This window comes from Plantactinospora sp. BC1, assembly GCF_003030345.1.
GTDB lineage: Bacteria > Actinomycetota > Actinomycetes > Mycobacteriales > Micromonosporaceae > Plantactinospora.
In genome coordinates, this window is record NZ_CP028158.1 from 2,875,844 (window position 1) to 2,900,903 (window position 25,060).

Annotated in this window: 23 protein-coding genes and 1 pseudogene; 14 read left to right on the top strand and 10 right to left on the bottom strand. The window is 70.8% G+C overall.

What is annotated here, in order from left to right:
- Positions 1–20: 20 nt before the first annotated feature.
- Both cysD and C6361_RS12340 read left to right on the top strand, forming a co-directional pair.
- A complete protein-coding gene (cysD, locus tag C6361_RS12335; RefSeq protein ID WP_107267822.1) occupies positions 21–932 on the top strand; it encodes a sulfate adenylyltransferase subunit CysD in 912 nt (303 codons plus the stop codon).
- Entirely contained in the window at positions 932–2,221 is a 1,290-nt protein-coding gene (locus C6361_RS12340; protein WP_107257745.1) for a sulfate adenylyltransferase subunit 1, read from the top strand. The genes cysD and C6361_RS12340 overlap by 1 nt, the downstream gene beginning before the upstream one ends.
- Before the next feature lie 31 nt (positions 2,222–2,252).
- On the opposite strand, the gene C6361_RS12345 is transcribed toward C6361_RS12340, so the two are convergent.
- From C6361_RS12345 to C6361_RS12360, 4 genes are all read right to left on the bottom strand, one after another.
- Positions 2,253–2,639: a RidA family protein gene (locus C6361_RS12345; RefSeq protein WP_107267823.1), complete on the bottom strand. Its 387-nt coding sequence runs from the start codon at positions 2,637–2,639 to the stop codon at positions 2,253–2,255.
- Positions 2,640–2,645: 6 nt separating this feature from the next.
- Entirely contained in the window at positions 2,646–3,194 is a 549-nt protein-coding gene (locus C6361_RS12350; protein ID WP_159079302.1) for a hypothetical protein, read from the bottom strand.
- 179 nt (positions 3,195–3,373) lie between these two features.
- Complete coding sequence (locus C6361_RS12355) at positions 3,374–4,486, bottom strand: hypothetical protein (RefSeq protein WP_107267825.1); 1,113 nt, start codon at positions 4,484–4,486, stop codon at positions 3,374–3,376.
- 21 nt (positions 4,487–4,507) lie between these two features.
- Positions 4,508–5,005: a hypothetical protein gene (locus C6361_RS12360; RefSeq protein ID WP_107267826.1), complete on the bottom strand. Its 498-nt coding sequence runs from the start codon at positions 5,003–5,005 to the stop codon at positions 4,508–4,510.
- A gap of 400 nt (positions 5,006–5,405) precedes the next feature.
- Between C6361_RS12360 and C6361_RS12365 the strand changes: the two genes are divergently transcribed.
- The 4 genes from C6361_RS12365 (at position 5,406) to C6361_RS12380 (ending at position 9,236) form a co-directional block, all read left to right on the top strand.
- On the top strand, positions 5,406–5,735 hold the full coding sequence (locus C6361_RS12365) for a hypothetical protein (protein ID WP_107267827.1): 330 nt from the start codon (positions 5,406–5,408) through the stop codon (positions 5,733–5,735).
- Positions 5,736–5,749: 14 nt separating this feature from the next.
- The gene (locus C6361_RS12370) at positions 5,750–7,576 is read left to right on the top strand and encodes a M91 family zinc metallopeptidase (RefSeq protein ID WP_107267828.1); all 1,827 of its coding nucleotides are present in this window, start codon (positions 5,750–5,752) and stop codon (positions 7,574–7,576) included.
- The gene (locus tag C6361_RS12375) at positions 7,573–8,172 is read left to right on the top strand and encodes a hypothetical protein (protein WP_107267829.1); all 600 of its coding nucleotides are present in this window, start codon (positions 7,573–7,575) and stop codon (positions 8,170–8,172) included. Before C6361_RS12370 ends, C6361_RS12375 begins: the two co-directional genes overlap by 4 nt.
- A gap of 158 nt (positions 8,173–8,330) precedes the next feature.
- Positions 8,331–9,236 (top strand): arylamine N-acetyltransferase, encoded by a 906-nt coding sequence (locus C6361_RS12380; RefSeq protein ID WP_199853331.1) that lies wholly within the window; start codon positions 8,331–8,333, stop codon positions 9,234–9,236.
- A gap of 26 nt (positions 9,237–9,262) precedes the next feature.
- Here C6361_RS12380 and galK read toward each other — a convergent pair whose 3' ends face one another.
- Complete coding sequence (gene galK / locus C6361_RS12385) at positions 9,263–10,483, bottom strand: galactokinase (protein WP_107267831.1); 1,221 nt, start codon at positions 10,481–10,483, stop codon at positions 9,263–9,265.
- Positions 10,480–11,469: a UDP-glucose 4-epimerase GalE gene (gene galE, locus C6361_RS12390; protein ID WP_107267832.1), complete on the bottom strand. Its 990-nt coding sequence runs from the start codon at positions 11,467–11,469 to the stop codon at positions 10,480–10,482. Before galE ends, galK begins: the two co-directional genes overlap by 4 nt.
- A 207-nt stretch (positions 11,470–11,676) precedes the next feature.
- Between galE and C6361_RS12395 the strand changes: the two are divergent.
- Positions 11,677–12,702, top strand: a pseudogene (locus tag C6361_RS12395) (hemolysin family protein); the annotation flags it as partial.
- 223 nt (positions 12,703–12,925) lie between these two features.
- Here the strand turns inward: C6361_RS12395 and C6361_RS12400 are convergent.
- Together C6361_RS12400 and C6361_RS12405 are read right to left on the bottom strand one after the other, a co-directional pair.
- Complete coding sequence (locus C6361_RS12400; RefSeq protein ID WP_107267834.1) at positions 12,926–14,194, bottom strand: sialidase family protein; 1,269 nt, start codon at positions 14,192–14,194, stop codon at positions 12,926–12,928.
- A gap of 3 nt (positions 14,195–14,197) precedes the next feature.
- Positions 14,198–14,923, bottom strand: a complete 726-nt coding sequence (locus C6361_RS12405; RefSeq protein WP_234359463.1) for an RNA polymerase sigma factor — start codon at positions 14,921–14,923, stop codon at positions 14,198–14,200.
- A gap of 205 nt (positions 14,924–15,128) precedes the next feature.
- Here C6361_RS12405 and trpS point away from each other — a divergent pair, with 205 nt between their 5' ends.
- The 4 genes from trpS (at position 15,129) to C6361_RS12425 (ending at position 18,378) form a co-directional block, all read left to right on the top strand.
- Positions 15,129–16,154: a tryptophan--tRNA ligase gene (gene trpS, locus C6361_RS12410; RefSeq protein WP_107257758.1), complete on the top strand. Its 1,026-nt coding sequence runs from the start codon at positions 15,129–15,131 to the stop codon at positions 16,152–16,154.
- A 137-nt stretch (positions 16,155–16,291) separates the two neighbouring features.
- On the top strand, positions 16,292–16,807 hold the full coding sequence (locus tag C6361_RS12415; protein WP_107267835.1) for a 2'-5' RNA ligase family protein: 516 nt from the start codon (positions 16,292–16,294) through the stop codon (positions 16,805–16,807).
- A gap of 99 nt (positions 16,808–16,906) precedes the next feature.
- Positions 16,907–17,815, top strand: coding sequence for a YihY/virulence factor BrkB family protein (locus C6361_RS12420; protein ID WP_304598534.1), 909 nt, complete (start codon positions 16,907–16,909; stop codon positions 17,813–17,815).
- Between the two features lie 116 nt (positions 17,816–17,931).
- The gene (locus C6361_RS12425) at positions 17,932–18,378 is read left to right on the top strand and encodes a hypothetical protein (RefSeq protein WP_107267836.1); all 447 of its coding nucleotides are present in this window, start codon (positions 17,932–17,934) and stop codon (positions 18,376–18,378) included.
- Positions 18,379–18,559: 181 nt separating this feature from the next.
- On the opposite strand, the gene C6361_RS12430 is transcribed toward C6361_RS12425, so the two are convergent.
- Both C6361_RS12430 and C6361_RS12435 read right to left on the bottom strand, forming a co-directional pair.
- Entirely contained in the window at positions 18,560–20,206 is a 1,647-nt protein-coding gene (locus tag C6361_RS12430) for a glycoside hydrolase family 13 protein (RefSeq protein ID WP_107267837.1), read from the bottom strand.
- 223 nt (positions 20,207–20,429) lie between these two features.
- Positions 20,430–21,503 (bottom strand): LacI family DNA-binding transcriptional regulator, encoded by a 1,074-nt coding sequence (locus C6361_RS12435; protein WP_199853333.1) that lies wholly within the window; start codon positions 21,501–21,503, stop codon positions 20,430–20,432.
- 276 nt (positions 21,504–21,779) lie between these two features.
- Here C6361_RS12435 and C6361_RS12440 point away from each other — a divergent pair, with 276 nt between their 5' ends.
- The 3 genes from C6361_RS12440 (at position 21,780) to C6361_RS12450 (ending at position 25,058) form a co-directional block, all read left to right on the top strand.
- Positions 21,780–23,084 carry an extracellular solute-binding protein gene (locus C6361_RS12440; RefSeq protein ID WP_107257763.1) on the top strand — a complete coding sequence of 435 codons (1,305 nt, stop codon included), beginning with the start codon at positions 21,780–21,782 and terminating at the stop codon, positions 23,082–23,084.
- A gap of 106 nt (positions 23,085–23,190) precedes the next feature.
- Positions 23,191–24,210: a carbohydrate ABC transporter permease gene (locus C6361_RS12445; RefSeq protein ID WP_107267838.1), complete on the top strand. Its 1,020-nt coding sequence runs from the start codon at positions 23,191–23,193 to the stop codon at positions 24,208–24,210.
- A gap of 2 nt (positions 24,211–24,212) precedes the next feature.
- The gene (locus tag C6361_RS12450; RefSeq protein ID WP_107257765.1) at positions 24,213–25,058 is read left to right on the top strand and encodes a sugar ABC transporter permease; all 846 of its coding nucleotides are present in this window, start codon (positions 24,213–24,215) and stop codon (positions 25,056–25,058) included.
- The last annotated feature ends 2 nt before the right edge of the window (positions 25,059–25,060 follow it).

Below are 25,060 nucleotides of genomic sequence, written 5' to 3' on the forward strand. Positions count from 1 at the left end.
GGGCGCGGCGAGGTGACGCTATGACCTCGCCAGCGGCCTACCGGGTGTCCCATCTCGACGCGCTGGAAGCCGAGAGCATCTTCGTCATCCGCGAGGTGGTCGCCGAACTGGAGCGGCCGGTGCTGCTCTTCTCCGGCGGCAAGGACTCGATCGTCATGCTCCGGCTGGCCGAGAAGGCGTTCGCGCCGGCCCGGATCCCGTTCCCGGTGATGCACGTCGACACCGGGCACAACTTCCCCGAGGTACTGGCCTACCGCGACCGGCGGGTCGCCGAGATGGGGCTGCAACTGGTGGTGGCCAGCGTGCCGGAGGCGCTGGAGTCCGGGCTGGTCCACGAGCCGGCCGACGGGGTACGCAACCGGATCCAGACGCCGGTGCTGCTGGAGGCGATCGAGAAGTACCGCTTCGACGCCCTCTTCGGCGGCGCCCGCCGGGACGAGGAGAAGGCCCGGGCCAAGGAGCGGGTGTTCAGCTTCCGCGACGACTTCGGCCAGTGGGATCCGAAGAACCAGCGTCCGGAGCTGTGGTCGCTCTACAACGGCCGGCACCATCCGGGCGAGTCGATCCGGGTGTTTCCGTTGTCGAACTGGACCGAGCTGGACGTCTGGCACTACATCGCCCGGGAGAAGATCGAGCTGCCGTCGATCTACTACGCCCACGAGCGCGAGGTCGTCGAGCGGGACGGCATGCTCTACGCCGTCAACGAGTTCATCTCGCCCCGGGCCGGCGAGACGCCCTTCGTCGAGCAGGTCCGCTACCGCACCGTCGGCGACGCCTCGTGCACCGCCGCCGTCCGGTCCACGGCCGACACCGTCGAGATGGTGATCGAGGAGGTGGCCGCGACCCGGATCACCGAACGCGGCGCCACCCGGGGCGACGACCGGGTCAGCGAGGCGGCGATGGAAGACCGCAAGCGGGAAGGGTACTTCTGATGACGGCGACCGTGGTCCCGATCGAGACCCGTGCGATGGACCTGCTCCGGTTCGCCACCGCCGGCAGCGTCGACGACGGCAAGTCCACCCTGATCGGCCGGCTGCTCTACGACACCAAGTCGCTCTTCACCGACCAGCTCGAAGCGGTCGAGGCGGTCAGCGCGGCCCGAGGCGACGAGTACACGAACCTGGCGTTGCTGACCGACGGGTTGCGGGCCGAGCGTGAGCAGGGCATCACGATCGACGTGGCGTACCGGTACTTCGCCACCCCTCGGCGGAAGTTCATCATCGCCGACACCCCCGGGCACATCCAGTACACCCGGAACATGGTCACCGGGGCGTCGACCGCGGACCTGGCGCTGATCCTGGTCGACGCGCGAAAGGGGCTGGTCGAGCAGTCCCGCCGGCACGCGTTCCTCTGCTCGCTGCTCCGGGTGCCGCACCTGGTGCTCTGCGTCAACAAGATGGACCTGGTCGACTGGTCACAGGAGGTCTTCGAGCGGATCGCGGACGAGTTCACCGCGTTCGCGGCGAAACTGGAGGTGCCGGATCTGACCGTGGTGCCGATCTCGGCGCTGCACGGCGACAACATCGTCGGCCGATCCGAGAACACCCCGTGGTACGAGGGCCCGTCGCTGCTGCACCACCTCGAACACGTACACATCGCCAGCGACCGCAACCTGGTCGACGTACGCTTCCCGGTGCAGTACGTGATCCGGCCGCAGTCGACGACGGTGACGGACTACCGGGGCTATGCCGGGCAGGTCGCCTCCGGTGTGCTCAAGCCGGGCGACGAGGTGATGGTGCTGCCGTCCGGGTTCACCAGCCGGATCGCGGCGATCGAGACCGCCGACGGCCCGGTCGAGCAGGCGTTCCCGCCGATGTCGGTGACGGTGCGGCTCACCGACGAGCTCGACATCTCCCGGGGCGACCTCATCTGCCGGCCGACCAACGCCCCGGCGGTGGCCCAGGACGTCGAGGCGATGATCTGCTGGATGGACGAGACCAAACCGCTGCGGGTCGGCGGCAAGTACGCCATCAAGCACACCACCCGGTCCGCCCGGGCGGTGATCCGCAATCTGCGGTACCGGCTCGACGTGAACTCGCTGCACCGGGACGAGACCGCCGCCGAGCTGCGGCTCAACGAGATCGGCCGGGTACGGCTGCGGACCACCGTGCCGCTGCTCGCCGACGAGTACCGGCGGAACCGGACGACGGGTGGCTTCATCGTGATCGACGAGTCGACGAACCGTACGGTCGGCGCCGGCATGATCGTCGAGGCGGGTTGACCGTCGGGATGGCGGTGCCGCCCCTGACGGTTCAGTGGACGGCCAGGGCGTCTACCTGTACCCGGAAGCTGGGACCGATGAGCCCGGCGACGTACAGAATGCTCAGGGTCGGCTTGTGACGGACGAGCCAGCGGGCGAGCTCAGCTCGTAGCCGCTCCATGTCGATGTCGCCGACAAGGTAGATGGTCAGCTTTACGACATCCTTGACCTGGAGGCCGGCGGCGAACAGGTTCCAACGGACGTTGTCGAGCGCGATCACCAGTTGTTCGATCGAGTCGTCCGGCACATGCCCGCCAGGTCGGATCCCGAACTGGTCGGAGAGCACCAACCAGCGCGGCGAGCTGACCTCGGCCTGGTGGTGGAAGCCGGCGATCGGCGGGTGCACCCGTTCCGGTGAGGGGTTGTGGAATCGTGTCATGACGGATCAGCTTGGTCCGGTCCGGGAGAGGTGGCATACCGCCTCCTTGGTGAACGCTTCGGCGAAGTCACGGAGAAAGGCGAGAACTTGATCGATTTCTGGGGTTGCTGCCCGGTTGTCGATGCGGGTGGTGACGCGCAGGTTGCCGTGGCGTAGCTCGTAAAGAACCTCTACCCCGGCGGCGTCAAGGTTCTTGGCACGCGGATACTGCTTCGGCTCGAGCGGAGCTACAGTCTGGAAGTAGACTCCTTCGTCCCACCAGCCGCTGACATCCTGTGTCGATATCTCCGGCTTCGATTCCGCGAACTTCCGCAGTGAAATCACCTCTGCCTGGTGGGCTTTCTCGGCATCCTCGTGGTTCGGGTACGTCCGAAGGCTGACGGTGCCGGCCGGATCAAATTCTCCGACCTCCGTACGAAATCGCGCGCTATCGTCGTAGGCCCTGATTTCGCAGCTCAGGGAAACGTTGCCACCTCGAGGATCGAACCGTATTGTCGGGTCGTAGGAGGAGCGGAGTTTCAGGCTGAAACGTGCAGCAAGCTCCGTCAGCTTCATCTGCTCGCACATGTCCGGGGCTGCCTGCCCGTACGTCACACGTGGCTCGGGGGTTTCGGTCGGTTCTGGGCTGGAGTCGCATCCGCCGATGACAAGCGCCACAGATGCGGCGCACACTGTCCAGAATCGAGCGATCGGATAACGGTCTCGACGGTGTATCTGCATGTCGACAGCTCCGTTCATCGGGCCCGAGGCAGATGGAAGTTACTGCTGTCGGTGCCGTCGACCAGCCGGGGCTGTCGAGGCACGAGTCGTCCATCCTCTCCATCCGGTGCCTCCCGCACGGCTTCCATCCGGGAGAGGACTCCCGAGACTTGATCATCAAGCTCTCGGTAGCCCTTGTCCGCGTTTTCATCGATAGCTTTGATAGCCCCGCTGAGTGCGAGCAGCAACTCCTCGGCGGTGCCTCCGGTCAGGGCATAATCGCCCATGGGCTGCTGTGCTGCGCCGCTTGTCATTGCGGAGGCGCCGGCGCTGGCCATGTCGAGGCTGTTGGCCCAGAGATCCCGGCCTTTTGCCATGGGGACGAACGCACTGACGATGATCATGGCGTGTTTGGTGGACTGCTCCTGCTGCTGCGCTGCCGCCTGGGCGGGCCGTCGGCGTAGCTGTTCCAGGAGCGCCTCGCGGGTGGCGTGCAGCACGTTCATCAAGCTCTGTTGGGTGAGGTCGACGGTGGTGTGCGCGGCCTCGAGTCCGGCGACGAGTGAGGCGAGCATCCGGTGGTGGCTTGCCAGGGTCTGCTGGAACGGGTCGTAGAAGTTGGTGGCGAAATCCTCGGCCGCCTCACCGGACCAGTTGCCGAGGCTGTACCGCAGCTTGCCGAAGTCGTGGGGCACGAAGTCCTCCAACCGGGCCAATGCGTCCCGTACCGGCTGGATGATGTCGTTGAGATAGACGGATCCGGTGGGATGAGCCAGTGGTCTGACCATCGCCCTGATCGAGTCCATGTTGTCCGACGCCCACCCTGCGGCCTTCGCCTTGTACTCCTCAACCTCCTTCTGAATTTCTTCCTCTATCGGATCCTGCCAGATCAGGCGTGGCGGGAACGGCGGCGGCACGCGCCACATACGGCTGAACGAGACAGTCCCGGTGAACTCCACCTTGACCCAGGAACCAGGGGCGCTCCCGAGGGCGGCTACCTCAAGGAAGACGTCCAACGAACTGGACTCGATATCGTCCATGTACGCGAATACCTGATCGATGTAGTGCAACTCGGCCAGGTACGTGCCGATCTCGTTGAGATACTGGTGCATCTGCCGGTAGTCGAAGGTGATCGAGTTGTCGACCATGGCGTCTCCCGTCTGGCCAGGTCAGTCGACGATGTTGCGAGGAATGCGAGGATCCGTCAGGGGTGGATCCCCAGCGGCCGGGGGATCGGGTGGGGCGAGGGCGGGACGCTGGTAGTCCGACGCGTTGTTGCCGAGGAGTCGGGCGAACTCTTCCGCCGCCGCCTCGTCCGTGGCGGCGTACCGGTCGGCGATCGTCACCAGCGCGGCGCCGACCTCCGACATCCGCAGCGAGGTCAGCCGCAGCACGTCCTGCACCTCGGCGCGCAACTCCAGCAGACGTTGCTGTGCCGGGCCGATCCCTCGGCCGGGCAGGTCGAACTGCCCTTCCATCGCTCCGGCCGTCTGGTGCACCAGCACGGTCACCTCGGCGTAGGTCCTGGCGATCCGGGGCAGCTCGTTGCGGCCGGCCCGGTAGAGGTAGTAGAGGTGGGCGCCGAGTTCTCTGCCCGAGCCGACGTTGCCGACGCTGGCGTCGCCGCCGCGATACTCCGGCCGCCACCCCGGCTCGGTTGTCTCCATGATCCCGTTACCCCCGATACAGGTGAAATTGCCTCGGAGGTTATAGCACGATGCGCAACTGTCTCGTCACCCTACAGTCGGGAACCTGTGGATAACCTCGACGCTCGTACCACCCGACTCCCCGATCAGGATCCGTCCTCTCTCGACGGTGTCCCAAGCCAGTTGCTCCCTACGGACCTCCTGCCGGTCCCGCCGTTCACGGCCACTACCGCGTCCTGGGCCAGCGCGGTGTAGGCGTCGGCGAGCTGCGGTGGACGCCTCCGCATGAACTCCAATGACGAGGTCATGGCTGAGTTGCGCCTCGACATGAGCGGCAGCGAGCCAAGAAAACTTCTCGCCAAAGGTATTAGTCGAACTTCTGAGCCTGCCTGCTGGCAGCCCAGCGGTAGCGTGGGCAGGCATGGGGGAAGAGGTGCGTGCCGATCCGGTCGAAATCGCCAGGGTCGCCCAGTCCTATCTGGACAGTTCCACCGAACTCGCGTCCGCGCTGCGTGCGGTGCGCGCCGACGCCGTGATTTCGCCGGCCGACTTCGGCCAGGTCAGCCCGGCCGGCCAGCTCAACGACGCCTACAACACCACGGCTGCCAGCGCCGGTACGGCCGTCGAGCGCGTCATCGGCGTGCTGGAGGTCGACAACGAGAGCCTGCTCCAGGTCGCCTTCGCCTACCGGCAGGCCGACGAGCGGGCGGCCGAGCGGCATCGCCGTGAACATCCCAACATCCCGATCTAGGAGAGGACGCGTCGATGGGCATCCCGCCGGAGGATCGGGAGATCCGGGTCGACGCCGCGCTCTGGGACCTTCAGGCCAACCCGGGCCGGATCGAGAGTGCCGCGTCGGCGTGGCGGCGCTTCGGCAAGGCGAGCGTCGCGGTCGGCGACGACCTGGACGCGGACAGCCGGAAGTTGCTGGGCTCGGAGTGGGCGGGGGCGGCTCGCGACTCGTTCGGTCAGCACCAGTCGAAGGTGTTCGGCAGCCTCGACGCGATGGGCGGCCAGGCCGACCGGCTCGCCTCGGCGCTGGAGGGGGTGGCGGAGCTGCTGCGGTGGTATCAGAACGCGCTCGACAGCGAGCGTGAGCAGATCATGGGCGCCGTGCCGAGCTGGCGTTCGGGGGGACAGATCGTCTTCCGGTGGAACCAGCCCGCGCAGGCCACCCAGGTCAGCGAGGCGACCAACCGGGCCAGCAACCTGCGCAAGGAGCTTGACGACGCCCTGAAGGGAAAGCTGAGCGGCTTCTCCACAGCGGAGTGGGACGCCATTTCGACGCAGTGGGACACCGTCTCCGCCGGTACGACCGACCCGTTCACGCTGCCGCCGGAGGCGACCGGCGTCTCGGTGCTGATGGTCGACGGGCGGGCCGTGGTGAACACCGGCCCCGGCGACGACAACGTCAAGGTGACCCGGGACCCGGACACCGGACAGGTGGTCGTCGAGGTCAACGGCGTCAAGTACCACTACCCCGAGGGGACGCCGGTGACGATTCGCGCCGGGGACGGCAATGACGTGGTCGAGGTGCCCAAGGGCGCCGATCTGAGCCTCACCCTGCTCGGCGGCGAGGGCAACGACACGCTGCGCGGTGGGGACGGCAACGAGCGGATCATCGGCCTGCACGGCGACGACAAGGTGTACGGCGGTGCCGGGAACGACTACGCCTCGGCCGGCTCCGGCCGCGACTACGCCGACGGCCAGGGCGGCGACGACCTGCTGGCCGGTGGGCGCGGCAACGACGTCGTCTACGGGCTCTCCGGCAACGACAACATCGCTGGCGGCGAGGGTGAGGACTACCTCGAAGGCGCGACCGGCGATGACACCGTGCACGGCGGCGCGGGTCGGGACGTCGTCTCCGGCGGCCGGGACAACGACCGGCTCGACGGCGGTTCCGGCGACGACAGGATCTACGCCGGGCACGGCCGCGACACGGTCACGGGTGGCGGCGGGGCCGACACCGCCTACCGGCAGGACGAGGACCAGGTGACCGGGGTACGCCAGGACGTGCGGGTCGAGGTGAGCGACGCGGCGGAGTACATCCAGATCCGGGGGTCGGACGAGTTCCAGGAGCGGGTCCGCGCCGACCTCGACATGATGCGGGCCTCGCCGATCGGGCAGCAGATGCTCGCCGAGCTGGACGACATCCGAAACGACTCGGCCGCGATCGCCGCCGACTGGCCGGTGCTCGGCGACATCGCGTACCAGGGGAATCCGCTCGTCATCGTCGAAGCCGAGTCCAACACCGCCTCGTACACCACGAACTGGCATCTGGGGGAGGATTACGAGGTCACCTACAACCCGAGCCGGCTCTCGTCGTCGGACGAGCGTCCGCCGGTCGCGGGGCTGTTCCACGAGTTCGCGCACGTCTACGACTACGGCAACAACACGTCCGCGCCGGGTACCCACGAGGGGCCGGGCGATGTCGGGGTCGAGAACGACGAACGGGAGGCCGTCGGCCTGCCGATCGACGAGGACGACGACCCGAACACGCCCGGCCAGATCGACCCCGACCACCCCTACAGTTACACCGAAAATGCTTTCCGGGACGAGATGGGCTGGCCGAGAAGGACGTCGTACTCTTGATCAAGAAGTTGCTTCTTGCCGGCGGTGCGGCGGCGCTCGGCGTCGTCGCGCTGGCCGGCTGCGGCGCGGACGCCTACGTGGATTTCGAGCCGGAGTGGAGCCCGAGCGGCGCCAAGCCGACGGCGAGCTTCGACGCCACGGTTACGCCTCGGGCGGAGGCCCTGGAGATCCGCTACACGCTGCGCAACCAGGGCGCGGAGCCGATCGTCGCCTATGTCGGGGTGGAAGGGGACGCCGCCTCGCACGCCTACGACGTCTATGTGACCGCCCGGGAGGACGGCACGGTGGAGCTGGCCAAGCGCACCTTCGCGATCCCGCCCGGGGTGAACGCCGACGCGGTCGGCACCATCGAGGGCACAGTCGTCCCGCCCGGCGAGGAGGTCAGCGAGGAGTTCTCCGTCCCGCTGCCACTGGAAGGTCGTCGCCCCTACGTCGCCACGGTCAAGCTGCCGGAGCCGGTCCGCGAGGTGGTCTTCTGCCTCGGCGCCGTACTCCAGAGCGAGGCCGCCGCGCCGAAACCCGCTGCCGACGGTCGCGGGAAGTACCCGCTGAACGGGCCACAGCATCTCTTCTGTTCGCCGCCCGCGACGCTGTGATCGGTGAAGGTCCGCTGGACCGGTTCGGGTCTGGCGGGGCTCCCGTACGAGCGGAGCCGCGCGACGCGTGAGGTGGCGCGTGTCGGGCGAGCCAGTCGATCCGTCATCACCTGAGCAGCCGAACCGTTGTTGTCGGTACCCCTGGCTAAGCTGACGCGGTGATCGGCTCCCTATCGACAGAAGTGAATCTCTGGCGGCCACCGGCGCTCGACGACGAGGTCGCCACCGCCTACCTGCGCCGGCTGGGGCTCGACCCGGCGGCCGAGCGGGCGGAGCGGCCGTCGGTGGCGCAGTTGCACCGGCTGCATGCCGCGCACGTCGAGCGGGTGCCGTACGAAACCGTCTGGATCGCGCTGGGGGAGCGGCGGGGGATGGACCCGGCCGAGGCGGCCGGTCACCTGGTGGCGGGGCGGGGCGGCTACTGCTACCAGCTCAACGGGGCCTTCTCCGCGCTGCTGACCACCCTCGGCTACCCGGTGACCTGGCACCGGGCCGGCGTGCAGGGCCAGCCCGGCGACCAGGCCGGGGACAGCGGCAACCATCTCGCGCTGACCACCGTCCTCGACGGCCAGGGCTGGTGGCTGGACACCGGACTGGGCGACGGCCCGCTCGACCCGGTGCCGCTGGTCGCCGGGGCGTTCGGCCCGGACGACCGGTTCCGGTTGCGGCCGTCGGACTCGGTGCCGGGCGGCTGGCGGTTCGACCACGAGCCCGGCGGCGCGTTCGTCGGGATGGATTTTCCGACCACCGCGACCGGGCCGACCGACCTGCTGGCCAAGCACGTCGAGATCTCCACCTCGCCGACGTCCGGGATGGTGCGGGTGGTGACGGTGCAGCACCGGACCCCGGCCGGTGTCCGGATCATCCGTGGCCGGATGCTCTCCGAACGGCCGGTGGCCGGCCCCGCGACGGTCCGGCAGCTTTCCGGGTACGCCGAATGGCGCGCCCTGCTGCGGGAGGTGTTCCACCTGCCGCTCGACGACGTACCGGAGGAGCGGTTGCGGGCGGTGTGGCAGCGGATCGAGGCGGACCATGCCGCCTGGGAACGTGACCGCCAAGCCTGAACCACCAAGGCGGGGGTCCGGCATCGTCAGTCGATCCGTTCGGCTCCGGCCCCCGGGGTGACGGTGAAGGTGGACGGGGCCCGGAAGCCACGCTCGGCGTACGCCTCGGCGACCCTCGACGCCACCGTCTCGGCGGCTGCCGCGTCGACCAGGGCGAGTACGCAGCCGCCGAACCCGCCCCCGGTCATCCGGGCCCCGTACGCCCCGGCGGTCAGGGCCGCCTCGACCGCGGTGTCCACCTCCGGCACGGTGATCTCGAAGTCGTTCCGCATCGAGGCGTGCGAGGCGGTCAGCAGCGGCCCGATCTCGGCGAGCCGGCCGGCGCGGAGCAACTCGACGGTCTCCAGTACCCGCTGGTTCTCGGTGACCACGTGCCGGACCCGGCGGCGTACCGTCTCGTCGTCCAGCCGGGCCAGCGCGGCGTCGAGCCGGTCGACGGTCACGTCCCGCAGCGCCGGCACGCCCAGCGCGGCGGCGGCGGACTCGCAGGCGGCGCGGCGGGCGGCGTACTCGCCGCCGACGTGCCGGTGCGGCGCGTTGCTGTCGACGACCAGGATGGCGAGCCCGGCGGCGTCGAGATCGAACGGTACCTGCTCGACGGCGAGTGTCCGGCAGTCCAGGAAGAGCGCGTGCCCCGGCCGGCAGCGCAGCGACGCGGACTGGTCCATGATCCCGCACGGCACCCCGGCGTAGTCGTTCTCGGCCCGCTGCGCCAGCGCCGGCCGGTCGGCCAGCGGCAGCTCCAGTTCGCCGAGGTCGGCCAGGGCGGTGAGTACGGCGGACTCCAGCGCCGCCGAGGAGGAGAGTCCGGCCCCGAGCGGTACGTCGGAGGCGATGGCGAGCCGGGCCACCGGTACGTCGTGTCCGGCCTCGCGCAGCGCCCAGACGACCCCGGCGACGTACGCCGCCCAGCCGGTGACCCGGCCCGGTTCGGCGGCGTCGGCCCGGCCGAACGAGATCCGTTCACCGGCCTGCTCGGACCAGACCGTCCAGCGTCGCCCCTGCTCGGGTGCTGCCGCGACGACGGTGCGCTGCGGCAGCGCGAACGGCAGCACGAAGCCGTCGTTGTAGTCGGTGTGTTCGCCGATCAGGTTGACCCGTCCGGGTGCGGCCCAGACTCCGGCGGGACGTTCGCCGCCGTACTCGGTGGAGAAGCCGGCGGTGGCGCGGTCGGCGACCGGCCCGACCGGCCGGTCCGGGTGGTTCGTCGCGGCCGGCCGGTGGCCGGTGTCGGAGCGGCCGGTCACGACGCCGCTCCGCCGAGGATCTGCTCCCGGTAGAACGTCCAGGCGTCGGCGACGATCTCCGGCAGAGCCGGCTTGGCCGGGGTCCAGCCGAGGTCGGCCCGGGCCCGTTCGGCGGAGGCGACCAGCGCGGCCGGGTCGCCGGGGCGGCGCGGTGCGGTCTCGACCGGTACCGGGTGCCCGGTCACCTCGCGGACCGCCTCCACCACCTGGCGGTTGGAGAAGCCGCAGCCGTTGCCGAGGTTGAAGACCTGGTGCGCGCCGGGCTTGGCGGCGTCGAGGGCGAGCAGGTGTGCCCGGGCCAGGTCCTCGACGTGGATGTAGTCCCGGACGCAGGTGCCGTCCTCGGTCGGGTAGTCGTCGCCGAAGAGTTGCAGCTTGTCGCGGCGGCCGGCGGCCACCTGGAGGGCGATCGGGATCAGGTGCGTCTCCGGCTCGTGCCGCTCGCCGAGCGCCACGCCGTCCCGCAGGTACGCCCCGGCGACGTTGAAGTAGCGCAGCGACACCGCCGCCAGCCCGTGCGCGGTGGCCATCGAGGTGAGCGCCAGGTCGACGGCGAGCTTGGTGGCGCCGTACGTGCTGGTCGGCAGCGGGGTGCTGGTCTCCTTGATCGGCGTCTCGGTCGGGTTGCCGTAGACGGCGGCGGTGGAGGAGAAGACGAACCGGGATACCCGCGCGAGCCGGGCGGCGTCGAGCAGCGCCAGTGAGCCGACGGTGTTGACCTTCCAGTACAGCTCCGGCTTGACCATCGACTCCCCGGCCGCGATCAGCGCGGCGAAGTGCAGTACCCCGTCGAAGCCTGCGTCGGGGGTGAGCACAGTGGCGACGTCGGCGATGTCGGCCCGGACGAAGGTGGCCTCCGGAGCCAGTGCCTCGGCGTGCCCGGTACGCAGGTCGTCGAGGACCACCACGTCGTGTCCGGCGTCCAGCAGCAGCCGGGTGACGACGCTGCCGACGTAACCGGCACCTCCGGTGACGAGCAGTTTCACGCCTGTGCCCTTTCTGCTTCGGTACGACGGATGCCGGGCCGACTCCGCAGACGGTTCCGGATCGGCCTCGTGTTCGGCGCCGAGGCGCGCGCCCTCAGCATTCCACCATGTTCTGCCAATTCTGCACAGAGTCGAACATCGACCGGTGGGATGACGCGGGCCCGGAGGTGCCCACATCGGGCACCTCCGGTGTCTACCATCCTTGGCATGCGGGACGGCGGCAGTACCGGGCCCCGGCGACGATCGCCGGGGCGTCCTAAACGGCAACCGGGTCCACTCGCGCGGGCCCTGGCCCGGATCATCGTACGGGCGGCGGACGGCTCGACCCGACTGGTCACCGCGCTGCTCGGGGCCAGCCCGACGGCGGGTCGGGAGCAGATCAGCGAGGCCGAACTCCGCGACCTGGTCGCCGCGAACACCCGGCTCGACCCGGTCGAACGGCGGATCATCGACGAGGTGCTCGTGGCCGGCGCCAGCCTGGTCCGGGAGGTGATGATGCCCCGGACCGAGGTGGTCTTCCTGGCCGCCGGACTGCCGCTGAAGGACGCGGCCCAACTCGTCCGGGTCGAGACCCACACCCGGTACCCGGTGGTCGACGGCACCTCCGACGACGTGGTCGGCTTCGTGCACCTGCGCGACGTGCTGCTCCGCCCGGACGACGACGTCTGCACCACGATCGGGGACCTGACCCGGGAGGTGAAGAAGATCCCGGGCAGCAAGCGGGTGCTGGCGGCGCTGACCGAGATGCGCCGCGAGCGGCACCACCTCGCGGTCGTGATCGACGAGTACGGCGGCACGGCCGGGATCGTCACCCTGGAGGACCTGATCGAGGAGCTGGTCGGCGAGATCCACGACGAGTACGACAGCGCGCCCGACCCGGTGCCGACCGGCGGGCCGACCGAGGTGGACGGCCGGCTCAACCTCGCCGACTTCGCCGAACGGGTCGGCTTCGCCCTGCCACCCGGCCCGTACGAGACGGTCGGCGGGTTCGTGATGGCCGCCCTCGGCCGGCTGCCGGTCTGCGGCGACGAGGTACCGGTGCCGGGCGTGGCCGAACCAGGCGGGTCCGGCAACGGGGGCGGTTTGGGCCGCTCGGCGGGCGGGCACCGCAACGGCGGTGACCCGGACGACGGCTCCGACCCGGACGGCTGGCTGCTGCGGGTGCTGGCGGTCGAGGGCCGCCGGGTGGCCCGGGTCGGCATCTCGGTGGCCCGGCTCCCGGAGCAGCAGCGGCCCAGCGTGCCGGCCGCGCGTACCGACGGACGCGGCGAGGTGCGCGGCGACGGACGCGGCGAGGTGCGCGGCGACGGCCGCGGCGACGGGCATGGCGACGGGCACAGCGAGGTGCGCGGCGAGGAGCACAGTGAGCGGGAGGCCGGAGAGGCTGCCGCGCCCTCGCCCGGCTCGGCCGACCTGCGCTGACGCGCGGCCCCGGTGATGCCCGGACCGGGGCCGGTCAGATGATCTGGAGTTTGCGCCAGGTGGCACCGTCGGCCGAGTAGGCCGCCCAGCCGGAACCGAAGAGGTCGTAGGCGACGTAGCCGGCGACGGTCCGCTCCAGCCTTGCGAGCGGCGGCAGGCTCCCGCCGGCCGGCTGGAAGGTCACCCCGTCGTCGGTGCTCAGATAGAGCTGCCGGTCGGTGCCGGTCACCAGCAGCCGGCCGTCCAGCAGCGGGACCAGCGCACCGGCGAGCCCGGCCGGCAGGCCCGACCCGCCGGCCCGGCTCCGGGTGAAGGTCTCGCCACCGTCGGCGGAGTGGTAGAGGGCCAGCAGGGCCCGGTCGGGGCCGAGCACCGCCGCGTACGCCTGGCTGCCCAGGCTGGCCACCTCGACGGTACCGGCCCCGGGGGTGGCGCCGGGCAGGTCGACGGTGCGCCAGTTGGCGCCCCGGTCCCGGGTCATCGCCACCGAGGCGCGGCCGTCCCGGAAGCCGCCCACCCACCAGGCCCCGTCGGCGCCGGCCGCCGGTGCCACCCAGCAGACGTCGAGACCGGGTGTGGTCGCCGGGACACCGGCCCGGGCCCGCTCCGGCCGCCACACCTCCACGTCGAGGTCGCACCGCCCGCCGCCCGGTCCGGCCCGGAGCAGGTCGCCCCGAACCGCCGGAACCTGGGCGGTCCCGTCCCCGGTGTCGACCTCCCGCCAGCTCCGGCCCTCGTCGGTGGAGGCGTACGCCCCGCCGGGGTGGCTGACCAGCAGCCGTCCGTCGGGGAAGGCGGCCAGCTCCAGGTCCCGCTCTCCGGCGCTGCTGGCCGGCAGTTCGCTGTACTGCCAGCTCGCGCCGCCGTCGCCGGTCCGGGCCAGGTTGGCCGGGCAGGGCTCGGCGGCCCCGCAGCGGGCCAAAAGGTACCCGTGGTCGGGGTCGACGAACTCGACGTCGCTGATCGTCCCCGGCACGTGCGCGACGGCGGAGGTGGTGAGCCCGTTGATCGTGATCCCGGCCCCGGTGTAGACCGGGCCGCCGGGCGGTACGTCCGCCACCGGCGGCGGGGTCGGAGGGGTGCCGTCGGCCGTCCACGGCTGGAGCGCCACGGTCGCCACGACCGCCAGGCCGAGCAGGGCGGCGCCACCGGCCGCGCCGGTGGCGTGCCGGCGACGACGCCGGGTCGCCGCGCGGTCCCGGATCCGGGCCAGGGGCGGCTGGTCGATGCTGTCCAGCAGCGCCGCCCGGCCGCGTGCCAGCCGGGTGTCGAGGTCCGGGCCGGAGAGGTCTCGGTCAGGCATCTCTCACCCCCGTCGCACCGCCGGCCGCACCCGGGCCGGTGGTTCCGTCCTGGCCGCCGTCGCATCCGGCCGACCGGCCGGCGGGTTCGCCGTGTCGGCGCGCCGGTCCGTGCTGTCGGCCGCCGGGTCCGGCCGGCCCTGCGCTCCCGATCCCGGCGCCGATCCCGATCCCGCCGCTGGTCCCGCTCCTGGTCCGCCGGTGCCCTGGTAGTCGCCGAGTCGGGCGGCGAGCGCCGTACGTCCCCGGGACAGCCGGGACTTCACCGTGCCGGTCGGCACCCCGAGCACGGACGAGATCTCCTCGACCGGCAGGTCGGCGAAGTAGTGCAGCACGATCACCTCCCGATAGCTGACCGGCAGGCCGGCCAGGGCCTCCCGCAGGTCGGTCCGCTCGGGGCCGGGAGCGGCCTCGACCAGTCGGGCCACCGGACGGTCCCGCAGCAGGATGGTGTCCAGCAGTTGGCGTCGCCGCCAGCGCCGCCGTACGACGTTGACCGCGACCGTACGCAGCCACGCCTCGGGGTTGTCGACGTCGGCCAGCCCCTGTGGCCGGGCGATCGCCCGGGCGAACGCCTCCTGCACCACGTCCTGCGCCTCGGTCAGGTCCGTGGTGAACGCGTAGACCTGCGCGACCAGTCGTCGGTAGCAGGCGTGGTACAGCTCGCCCATCGCCTCGTCCACCGCGCCCTGCCCGCCGCCGGAGGAGCGTCCGCCCCGATCCCGTGCCAAGCGCTGTCCCTCCCGGCCGGGCGGTACGCCGCACCCGGATGCGGCGGAGCCGCCGACCGACTCCGGTTTCAGGGTACGAGTCCGCACCGTCGCGGCCGGTTCCCGGCTTTCCGCCGGACAGCTCGGCGGCTGGCCGGTGTGACCGGGGCGGAATGGCACGGGGGCGTGCGGACACGCTCCCATGGTTGCTGTCAGAATTGCCGGCATGTCCGACGCTCCTGCCCGGCCCCGGGTGCTCTCCGGGATCCAGCCGACGGCCGACTCGTTCCACGTGGGCAACTACCTGGGTGCGGTACGCAACTGGGTGGCGATGCAGGAGACGCACGACACCTTCTACAGCGTGGTCGACCTGCACGCGATCACGGCCGGGCACGACCCGGTCGCGCTGCGGCACTCCACCCGGGTCGCGGCGGCCCAGCTCTTCGCGGTCGGGCTGGACCCGGAGCGGACCACCCTCTTCGTCCAGTCCCAGGTGCCGGAGCACGCCCAGCTCGCCTGGGTGATGAGCTGCATCACCGGGTTCGGCGAGGCGAGCCGGATGACCCAGTTCAAGGACAAGTCGGTCAAGCAGGGCGCCGACCGGTCCAGCGTCGGGCTCTTCACCTATCCGATCCTGCAGGCCGCCGACATCCTGCTCTACCAGGCCGACGCCGTACCGGTCGGCGAGGACCAGCGGCAGCACCTGGAGCTGACCCGCGATCTGGCACAGCGCTTCAACACCCGGTTCGGCCGGACGTTCACCGTGCCGGCGCCGTACATCGTCAAGGACACCGCGAAGATCACCGACCTGCAGGACCCGACGGCCAAGATGTCGAAGTCGTCCTCGTCGCCGGCCGGGATCATCATGCTGCTGGACGACCCGGCGAAGTCGGCCAAGAAGATCAGGTCGGCGGTGACCGACACCGGGCGGGACATCCTCTTCGACCCGGAGCGGAAGCCGGGGGTCTCCAACCTGCTGGTCATCTATTCCGCGCTGACCGACCGGAGCATCGACGAGCTGGTCGAGGCGTACGCGGGCAAGGGCTACGGGGATCTCAAGAAGGACCTGGCCGAGGTGGTGGCGGAGTTCGTCCGGCCGATCCAGCAGCGCACCCAGGGCTACCTGGACGACCCGGCGCAGCTCGACAAGCTGCTGGCGATCGGTGCCGAGAAGGCCCGCGCGGTCGCCTCGGCAACGCTGCGCGAGGCGTACGACCGGGTGGGGTTCCTGCCCGGTACGCGGAACGGCTGAGCCCGCCGGACGTCCCGGCGGGGACCTCAGACCGCCGGGGTACCGGGACGTGGTCGCCGGGCGGCGCGCTGCCGGCCGGCGGGTGAGTGGAGCGGAGTGTGGTTGTCACGGACGGATCGCAGGATCCGGGAACTCCGATGACCCGGATCGGGGTCGCCGTCGATGTGCCGGAGCCGTGGTGTGAGTTCCTCACCCGGCGGCGGGCGGAGGCCGGCGACCCGCAGGCCGCGTACGTGCCGGCGCATCTGACGCTGCTCGGGCCGACCGACGTACCCCTGGCGAGCCTGCCGGAGGTGGAGCGGCACCTGGCCGAGGTGGCGGCCAGGCACCGGCCGTACCTGCTGCACCTGCGCGGCACCGGCACCTTCCGGCCGATCACCGAGGTGGTCTTCGTGGTGGTGGCGGCCGGGATCAGCGAGTGCGAGCTGCTCGCGGCGGCGATCGGCCGGGCGCCCGAGCTGCGCCGGGAGAGCCGTTTTCCCTACCATCCGCACGTCACGGTCGCCCAGGACGTCGCGCCGGAGGCGCTGGACCGGGTCTACGAGGACCTGGCCGACTTCTCCGCACTGTTCAAGGTCGAGAAGTTCACCCTCTTCTCGCACAGCGGCGACGCCCGCTGGCAGCCGCGCCGGGACTTCCCGCTCGGCGGCTGAGCCCCGTCCGACGGCCGGAAGTCGGTTCGGGGCGTCGAGGTGCCGGCGTGGCGGGTCGAGCGGGCCCCGCGCCGGGTGGCGATGGAGAAGGATGGCGGCGTGAACGCGTTCGAGCGGGCGGTGCTGCGCATCGACGCCCGACTGACGGCGTACCGTCGACGGTCGCCGTGGTTCGACCACCTCGCCCGGGCGGTGGGCCGCTACACGGACGTGCTCGGCGCCCGGCTGGCGGCGGCGATCGCCTACTACGGCTTCTTCGCGGTCTTCGCCCTCGGCCTGGTGGCGTACGCGGTGCTGGGCGCGCTGCTCGGGGACAGCGCGGAGAGCGGCGAGGTGATCGTCGGCTTCCTCAACCGGAACCTGCCGTTCGTCGACCCCGAGCAGATCCGGCAGAGCAGCAGCCGCCCGGGGATCATCGGGTTGATCCTGCTGGCGGTCACCGGGATCGGCTGGGTGGAGTCGATCCGCTCCTCGCAGCGGTTGATCCACGGTCTCGCCCAGCATCCGGGTTACGTCGTGCTGCGCCAGCTCGTCGACCTCGCCGTACTGCTGGCGATCTTCGTCTTGCTCGGGTTCTCGATCGGTGCGGTGGACGCGCTGGAGTCGCTGCTGAGCTGGCTGCTCGGCGCGCGTTCGGTCGGGCTCACCATCTGTAGCTGGTTCCTGGCGTTCCTGGTCAACATGCTGCTCGCCTCGGCGCTGCTGCTCGCCGTACCACGGCTGCGGATGAGTTTCCGGCGCTGGCTGCCGCCGGTGCTGCTGGTCGCGCTGGGCGTGACGCTGCTGAACTCGGTCGGCCGGTACTACGTGGTGCGCTGGGAGCGCAATCCGGCGTACACGGTGGTGGCCGGCGCGGTCGGCCTGTTGATCTATCTCTATCTGCTCAACCAGTTGCTGCTCTTCGGCGCGGCGATCGCGGCGACGAGCCGGCAGGGGAGGGTGCAGGACCTGACCGGGGCGCCGGAGGTGCCCGATCCGGCCCGGCCGCATCCGCCGTCGACCAGTTGAGGACGGTGGTCGGTGCCGGCGGCAGCCGAGCGTGACCGGGCCCGGGGAAAGTGACCTGAGCTGTGATTCGGGCAAAAGCCACTAATCGTGCGCCGATCGCCGCGATGATGAGTCGCGTGGGCGCACTAGTGACGTTGGACCTGCCGGATGACTCGCCGATCCTCGCGCTGCCCTGGATCATCACCTTCGGGCCGCTGGACGACGACGCGGAGTGGGAGCCGGTGGTCTGCGGCCCGTACGAGCGGCCGCACGCGCTGGCGCTGGCCGAGTCGGTGGTGGCCGACGAGGAGCTGATGGCGGTGGTCGAGCCGCTGCTGCCCCGGGTCTCCGCCGAGGAGATCCGGGCCGAGATCGCCGCCGCGCAGATCGCGGTCGAGGCCGAGGACGAGGCGGCGGACCTCGACGACACCAGCATCTACGGCGACTACGAGGACCTCGGCGAGGAAGAGGTGATCGGCGAGGGTACCGGCGCTCCGGCGCAGCCCCGGCAACCTCCGGACCCCACCGAGGTGCGCGCGGGTATCGCCCGGATCGCCGCCCTGCTCACCCGCCCCGCCTCCTGACCGCCCGGCTCCGTCGGGCCTCCTGGGTCGGCGCCCGGCCAGTTCACCCGGCCCGAACGCACCGGTGCTCCGGGAACGCGCTCCCGGAGCACCGGCACCACCATCCCCTCCACCACAAAGGGGTCGCGGCCCCGGCCGCCCGTCGGCGCGGAGCGCGGCGGACGACCAGGTCGATAGTGGCTTACCCGGTTACCGGCCGGATGAACCACCCTGCCGTGTCGGTCGCCAACCGGGCCGGGTCGTCGGCCGGGCCCGGCGGCTGGCTGCGCAGGATCGGCGCGCCGTAACCGTCGACGGAGACCGGCTCGGCGCCGAAGTTGACCACACAGACCAGCTCCGCCGCACCGGCCGCCGGCCGGCTGAAGGCGAGCACCCCCGGCTCGCCCTCCAACCAGGTCACCCCGCCCGGCTCGGTCGCCCCGCCGGCCGGCGCGGTCTGCTCGCGCCGCAGCCGGAGCGCCGCCCGGTACAGCTCCAGGGTCGAGTCCGGGGCGCCGGTCTGGGCGGCGACCGAGAGGGCCCGCCAGGTGGGCGGGGCCGGCAGCCAGGCCGGAGCGCCGCCGACCGGGCCGAAGCCGTACGGCGGGACGTCGCCGCTCCACGGCAGCGGTACCCGGCAGCCGTCCCGGCTCTCGCCGGTGCGCCGGAACGCCGGATCCTGGCGCAGCTCGTCGGGGAGGTCGAGTACCTCCGGCAGGCCGAGTTCCTCACCCTGGTAGAGGTAGACGCTGCCGGGCAGCGCGAGCATCAGCAGGGCGGCCGCCCGGGCCCGGCGCAGCCCGAGCGCGCCGTCGCCGTACCGGGTGACGTGCCGCTGCTTGTCGTGGTTGGACAGTACCCAGGTGGTCGGGGCGCCGACGATCGCCGACTCGGCGAGTGCGGTGTCGACCACCTTGCGGAACGAGTCGGCCGACCAGGTGGCGTCGAGGAAGTCGAAGTTGAACGCCTGGTGCAGCTCGTCCGGGCCGACGTAGCGGGCCAGCCGCTGCGGGGTCTCGGCCCACGCCTCGGCGACCGCCATCCGGCCGCCCGGATAGCTGTCCAGGATCGGCCGCCAGGCCCGGTAGATGTCGTGCACCTCGTCCTGGTCGAAGTAGGGCAGCCGGGCCCGGCCGAGCAGTTCGACCTGGCGCTGGCCGGCCGGCACGCTGTCGCCGACGTCCGGCAGCCCGTCCGCCTTGATCATTCCGTGTGCCACGTCGATCCGGAAGCCGTCGACGCCACGGTCGAGCCAGAACCGGAGTACGTCCTCGAACTCGGCGCGTACCTCGGGGTGCCGCCAGTTCAGGTCGGGCTGGGCCGGGTCGAAGAGGTGCAGGTACCACTGGCCGTCCGGGACCCGGGTCCAGGCCGGGCCACCGAAGATCGACTCCCAGTCGTTCGGCGGGAGTTCACCGTCGGCTCCCCGGCCGTCCCGGAACAGGTAGCGGTCCCGCTCGGCGGAGCCGGGCGGGCTGGCCAGGGCGGCGACGAACCACGGGTGCGCGTCCGAGGTGTGGTTCGGCACGATGTCGACGATGATCCGCAGCCCCAGCGCGTGCGCGTCGGTGATCATGGTGTCGAAGTCGTCGAGGGTGCCGAAGATCGGATCGACGTCCCGGTAGTCGGCGACGTCGTAGCCGCCGTCGACCATCGGAGAGCGGTAGAACGGGGTGAGCCAGAGCGCGTCCACGCCGAGGTCGCGCAGGTACGGCAGCCGGCTCCGTACCCCGGCCAGGTCGCCGGTGCCGTCGCCGTCGGCGTCGGCGAAGCTGCGGACGTAGACCTGGTAGACCACCGCGGACTTCCACCAGTCCTCGGGCCGGCTCGGTGCGGGGGAGACGCTCATGCCGGCACTCCGCTTCGCTGCGTGCCGTCATGAGGCACATCCGCACTGAACTGGCTGATTCGCTCGCTGCGCTCACTCATGCGGGGGTTGTCCGTTCGTCAGGCACGGGGATGCCGGGCGGGTCAGCGCAGGATGTCGGGCCAGGATGCCGGTCCGGATCTGCAAGAGTCAAGCATTTCTTGCGCAAGAAGCTGCCGACGCTGCCCCGCCGGACCCGGCCGGATCAGACCGGCAGCGGCAGGTCGGCCGGCGGCCGGGGCTGGTCCGCCGGCTTGTCCAGCACCCCCGGCACCACCGCCGTCGAGCCGCGCACCACCAGCTCCGGCCGGAAGATGTACTCCGAGTGCGGCGCGGCGTGCCCGTGGATCTCGTCCACCAGCGCGCGTACCGCCGCCACCGCCATCGCGGTGACCGGCTGCCGCATCGTGGTCAGCGGCGGATCGGTGAAGGCCATCAGCGGCGAGTCGTCGTAGCCGACCACGGAGAGGTCGGCCGGCACCGACAGGCCGCGCTGCCGGGCCGCCCGGATCGCGCCCAGCGCCATCAGGTCGGAGCCGCAGACCAGCCCGGTCACGCCCCGGTCGAGCAGCCGGGCGGCGGCCACCTCGCCACCCTCCACACCGAACAGCGACAGCTCGGCCAACTCGTCCAGCTCGGCGTCGGCCAGGCCGACCAGCCGCTTCATCGCGGCCTTGAACCCGGCCACCTTGCGCTGCACCGGCACGAACCGGCCCGGCCCGGTGATCAGGCCGATCCGGCGGTGCCCGAGCGCGACCAGGTGGGCCACGGCCAGCTCGCCGGCCTCCCGGTCGTCGCAGGAGACGAAGGGCGCCGGCAGGCTGGGCTGGTAGCCGTTGACCAGCACGATCGGCAGCGGCCGGGCGATCAGCGTGCGGTAGCGGGCGGGATCGGCGGAGGTGTCGGCGTGCAGGCCGGAGACGAAGACGATTCCGGAGACCTGCCGGTCCAGCAGCATCTCGACGTACTCGTCCTCGGTCACTCCGCCCGGGGTCTGGGTGCAGAGCACCGAGGTGTAGCCGGCCTGCGCCAGCCCCGACTCGACGACCTGGGCGAAGGCGGGAAAGATCGGGTTCTCCAGCTCCGGCACCACCAGCCCGACCAGTCCGGCACTGCGCTTGCGCAGCCGGGCGGGGCGCTCGTAGCCGAGCACGTCGAGTGCGGTGAGTACGGCCTGCCGGGTCTCCGGCGCCACCCCGGGGCGGTCGTTGAGCACCCGCGACACCGTGGCCTCACTCACCTCGGCCTGCTGGGCGATGTCGGCCAGTCGTGCACGCATGGCGGAACTGTAGCCCACGAGTCGTTTCTTGCGTAGCCCACGGCAAGTACTTGCAAAGCTGGCCCGGGACCCGGCCGACCGATGCTGCTGGCGGTGGCGGTACCGGGGCGACGGTGCGGTGCCGGCCGCCCGGTAGGCGCTTCAAACAGGACGAACTGCCCGGGTCAGATGACGAGTGGGCGGCGGTTGTTGCAAGTGGGTTTGCAAGGGGTTTCGTAATCGGCAACTCCTTGCTACTGTCCCGCCGATACCCGGCCGGCAGACTAGGAGCGCTAGATGCGTCGCACAGCCAGAGGGATCGTCGTACTCGCCTGCACGACCCTTGCTCTGACGCTCGCCGCCTGCGGCGGCGAGGACGACAAGTCGGGGGAGTCGGGCCAGAAGACCGATCCCGCCGCCCTGAAAGCGGAACTGACCTGGTGGGACACCTCGGACCCGAAGAACGAGGGACCGGCCTTCCAGGAACTCGTCGCGAAGTTCAACCAGACGTACCCGAACGTCAAAATCAACTATCAGTCGGTGCCGTTCGGCGAGGCACAGAACAAGTTCAAGACCGCGGCCCAGGCCAAGACCGGTGCCCCGGACATCCTCCGGGCCGAGGTGGCCTGGGTGCCGGAGTTCGCCTCGCTCGGCTACCTCTACGCCCTCGACGGCTCGGAGCTGACCGCCGACGAGTCCGACTTCCTGCCCACCCCGCTCTCGGCGGACAAGTACGACGGCAAGACGTACGGCGTACCGCAGGTGACCGACTCGCTCGCCCTGCTCTACAACAAGGAGCTGCTGACCAGGGCCGGCATCAGCTCGCCCCCCGCCACCTGGGCCGACCTGAAGACCGCCGCGCTGGCGGTCAAGCAGAAGACCGGTGCCGACGGCGTCTACGTCAACCCGGCCGGCTACTTCATGCTGCCCTTCATGTACGGCGAGGGCGGTGACCTGGTCGACGCCGGAGCCAAGAAGATCGTCGTCAACTCCGCGCAGAACGTCGCCGGCCTGAACGTGGCCAAGGACCTGATCGCCAGCGGCGCCGCTCCGAAGCCGGCCGCCAACGACGCGTACGGGACGATGATGACCCTCTTCAAGGAGAAGAAGGTCGCGATGATCGTCAACGGGCCGTGGGAGGTCAACAACATCTCCACCGCGCCGACCTTCGGCGGCCTGGCGAACCTCGGCGTCGCCCCGGTCCCGGCCGGCTCGGCCAAGGCCGGCGCCCCGGTCGGCGGGCACAACTACGTGGTCTGGTCCGGCATGCCGCAGGAGAAGGTCGAGGCGGCGATCGCGTTCGTCAAGTTCATGAGTTCGGCGGAGTCGCAGGCCTTCCTCGCCGAGAAGCTGGGCCTGCTGCCGACCCGCAAGTCGGCGTACGACCTCGACGCGGTGAAGAACAACCCGGTCGTCTCGGCGTTCCGGCCGGTGGTCGAGTCGGCGGTGCCGAGGCCGTGGATCCCCGAGGGCGGGCAGTTCTTCGGCCCGCTGGACCAGATGGCCACCCAGGTCCTGGTGCAGAACAAGGACCCGAAGGCGGCGCTCGACGAGGTCGCCAACAAGTACAAGTCCGAGGTCGTACCGTCGTACGGCATGTGATCTGACCGTCGGCGCCGGCCCCGGCCGGCGCTCCCCTCCGGCACCCGGCGGGGCCGGCCGGCGCTGGCCGGCGGCCCTGCCGGGCTCCCTTCCTGGAGCATTGCTGATGACCACCGTGACCGCCGGCCCGGCGCCGGCGCCCGCGCCGCCCGGACGCCGCCCCGCCGGCCCGTCCCGGCTGCGCCGAAGCTGGGACAAGCACTGGTACGCCTGGGCGATGGTCCTCCCCGTCGTGCTGGTACTCGCGGTCCTGATCTTCTATCCGCTGGTCCGCGGCGTCTGGCTCTCGCTGACCGACCTGACCGAGGCCAACCAGCTGGCCGAGGTCTGCACCAGGTCGATCACCGGTGGGGAGGTCTGCAAGGAGAACCCCAACCGGTGGGAGTTCGTCGGGCTGGACAACTACGTTCGGGTGCTCACCGGGCAGGTCGGCGAGTTCTGGCAGTGGACCGGGGTCACGCTGATCTGGACCTCGGTCTGTGTGGTCTTCCACTACGGCCTCGGGCTGGGCCTGGCCACCATGCTCAACCGGCCGATGCGGCTGCGCGGGCTCTACCGGGTACTGCTGGTGCTGCCCTGGGCGGTGCCGGCCTTCGTCAGCGCCTTCGCCTGGAAGTTCATCTTCAACGAGCGGTTCGGCCTGGCGAACTCGCTGCTCACCGCCGTCGGGATCGACCCGGTCGACTGGTTCGCCAACCGGTGGACCTCGCTGTTCACCGCGGTCGTCACCAACATCTGGCTCGGGGTGCCGTTCATGATGGTGGCGCTGCTCGGCGGCATGCAGACCATCCCCGACGAGCTCTACGAGGCGGCCGAGATCGACGGCGCGAGCCCGTGGCAGCGCTTCGTCAACATCACCCTGCCCGGCCTGCGCCCGGTCAGCATGACGGTGCTGCTGCTCGGCACCATCTGGACCTTCAACATGTTCCCGATCATCTTCCTGGTCACCGAGGGCCAGCCGGCCGGCCAGACCGACATCCTGGTGACCGGCGCCTACCGGGCCGCCTTCGAGGGGATCCGGAACTACTCGCTCGCCTCGACCTACGGGGTGTTGATCCTCTCCATTCTGCTGGTCTTCTCGATCTTCTACCGGCGGGCGATGCGCAAGCAGGGCGAGGTGTGGTGAGGATGAGCCGATCCGTGCGTACCGGCCGGAGCCCGCTGCGGTCGGTGGGGCTGCACGCCACGCTGATCGTCGCCTCGCTGATCGCGGTCGGGCCGATCCTCTGGGTGCTGCTCTCCTCCTTCAAACCCGGGTACGCGGTGCAGAGCAGCGAGATCAGCCTGGTCGAGGACCCGACGCTGGCCAACTACGCGTACGTGCTGGGCGAGACCCGGTTCCTGCGCTGGTTCGGCAACTCGGTGCTGGTCGCCGCCTTCACCATGCTCTTCGGGATCTTCCTCGCCGCCACCACCGGCTACGCGGTCTCCCGGTTCAACTTCCCGGGCCGCCGGCCACTGATGACGGTCTTCCTGGTCACCCAGATGTTCCCGGTCGCCATCCTGATCGTGCCGATCTACATGATCATGGCGCGGTTCGGGCTGATCAACACGCCGGCCTCGCTGATCATCGCGAACCTGACCATCGCGGTGCCGTTCTGCGCCTGGATGCTCAAGGGCTACTTCGACTCCATCCCGACCGCCCTGGACGAGGCGGCGGCGATCGACGGCTGCGGGCCGTTCGGCATCTTCTGGCGGATCGTGCTCCCGCTGGCCCGGCCGGCACTGGCGGTCACCGGCTTCTACGCCTTCCTCACCGCCTGGGGCGAGGTGGCGTACGCCTCCGCCTTCATCCAGGAGGACCGGAACTTCACGCTGGCGTACGGGCTACAGCAGTTCGTACCCCAGTTCAACCCGCAGTGGGAGTACCTCACCTCGGCGGCGGTGCTGGTCACCATCCCGGCCGGGCTGGTCTTCCTCTACGCCCAGCGGCACCTGGTCTCCGGGCTGACCGGCGGCGGCACCAAGGGATGACC

What these genes read in the sequence shown, in the direction of transcription:
- cysD (WP_107267822.1), top strand. Translation starts at nt 21, where the DNA reads ATGACCTCGCCAGCGGCCTACCGGGTGTCCCATCTCGACGCGCTGGAA.
- C6361_RS12340 (WP_107257745.1), top strand. Translation starts at nt 932, where the DNA reads ATGACGGCGACCGTGGTCCCGATCGAGACCCGTGCGATGGACCTGCTC.
- C6361_RS12345 (WP_107267823.1), bottom strand. Translation starts at nt 2,639, where the DNA reads ATGACACGATTCCACAACCCCTCACCGGAACGGGTGCACCCGCCGATC.
- C6361_RS12350 (WP_159079302.1), bottom strand. Translation starts at nt 3,194, where the DNA reads ATGAAGCTGACGGAGCTTGCTGCACGTTTCAGCCTGAAACTCCGCTCC.
- C6361_RS12355 (WP_107267825.1), bottom strand. Translation starts at nt 4,486, where the DNA reads ATGGTCGACAACTCGATCACCTTCGACTACCGGCAGATGCACCAGTAT.
- C6361_RS12360 (WP_107267826.1), bottom strand. Translation starts at nt 5,005, where the DNA reads ATGGAGACAACCGAGCCGGGGTGGCGGCCGGAGTATCGCGGCGGCGAC.
- C6361_RS12365 (WP_107267827.1), top strand. Translation starts at nt 5,406, where the DNA reads ATGGGGGAAGAGGTGCGTGCCGATCCGGTCGAAATCGCCAGGGTCGCC.
- C6361_RS12370 (WP_107267828.1), top strand. Translation starts at nt 5,750, where the DNA reads ATGGGCATCCCGCCGGAGGATCGGGAGATCCGGGTCGACGCCGCGCTC.
- C6361_RS12400 (WP_107267834.1), bottom strand. Translation starts at nt 14,194, where the DNA reads ATGCCTGACCGAGACCTCTCCGGCCCGGACCTCGACACCCGGCTGGCA.
- trpS (WP_107257758.1), top strand. Translation starts at nt 15,129, where the DNA reads ATGTCCGACGCTCCTGCCCGGCCCCGGGTGCTCTCCGGGATCCAGCCG.
- C6361_RS12415 (WP_107267835.1), top strand. Translation starts at nt 16,292, where the DNA reads ATGACCCGGATCGGGGTCGCCGTCGATGTGCCGGAGCCGTGGTGTGAG.
- C6361_RS12430 (WP_107267837.1), bottom strand. Translation starts at nt 20,206, where the DNA reads ATGAGCGTCTCCCCCGCACCGAGCCGGCCCGAGGACTGGTGGAAGTCC.
- C6361_RS12435 (WP_199853333.1), bottom strand. Translation starts at nt 21,503, where the DNA reads ATGCGTGCACGACTGGCCGACATCGCCCAGCAGGCCGAGGTGAGTGAG.
- C6361_RS12440 (WP_107257763.1), top strand. Translation starts at nt 21,780, where the DNA reads ATGCGTCGCACAGCCAGAGGGATCGTCGTACTCGCCTGCACGACCCTT.
- C6361_RS12445 (WP_107267838.1), top strand. Translation starts at nt 23,191, where the DNA reads ATGACCACCGTGACCGCCGGCCCGGCGCCGGCGCCCGCGCCGCCCGGA.
- C6361_RS12450 (WP_107257765.1), top strand. Translation starts at nt 24,213, where the DNA reads ATGAGCCGATCCGTGCGTACCGGCCGGAGCCCGCTGCGGTCGGTGGGG.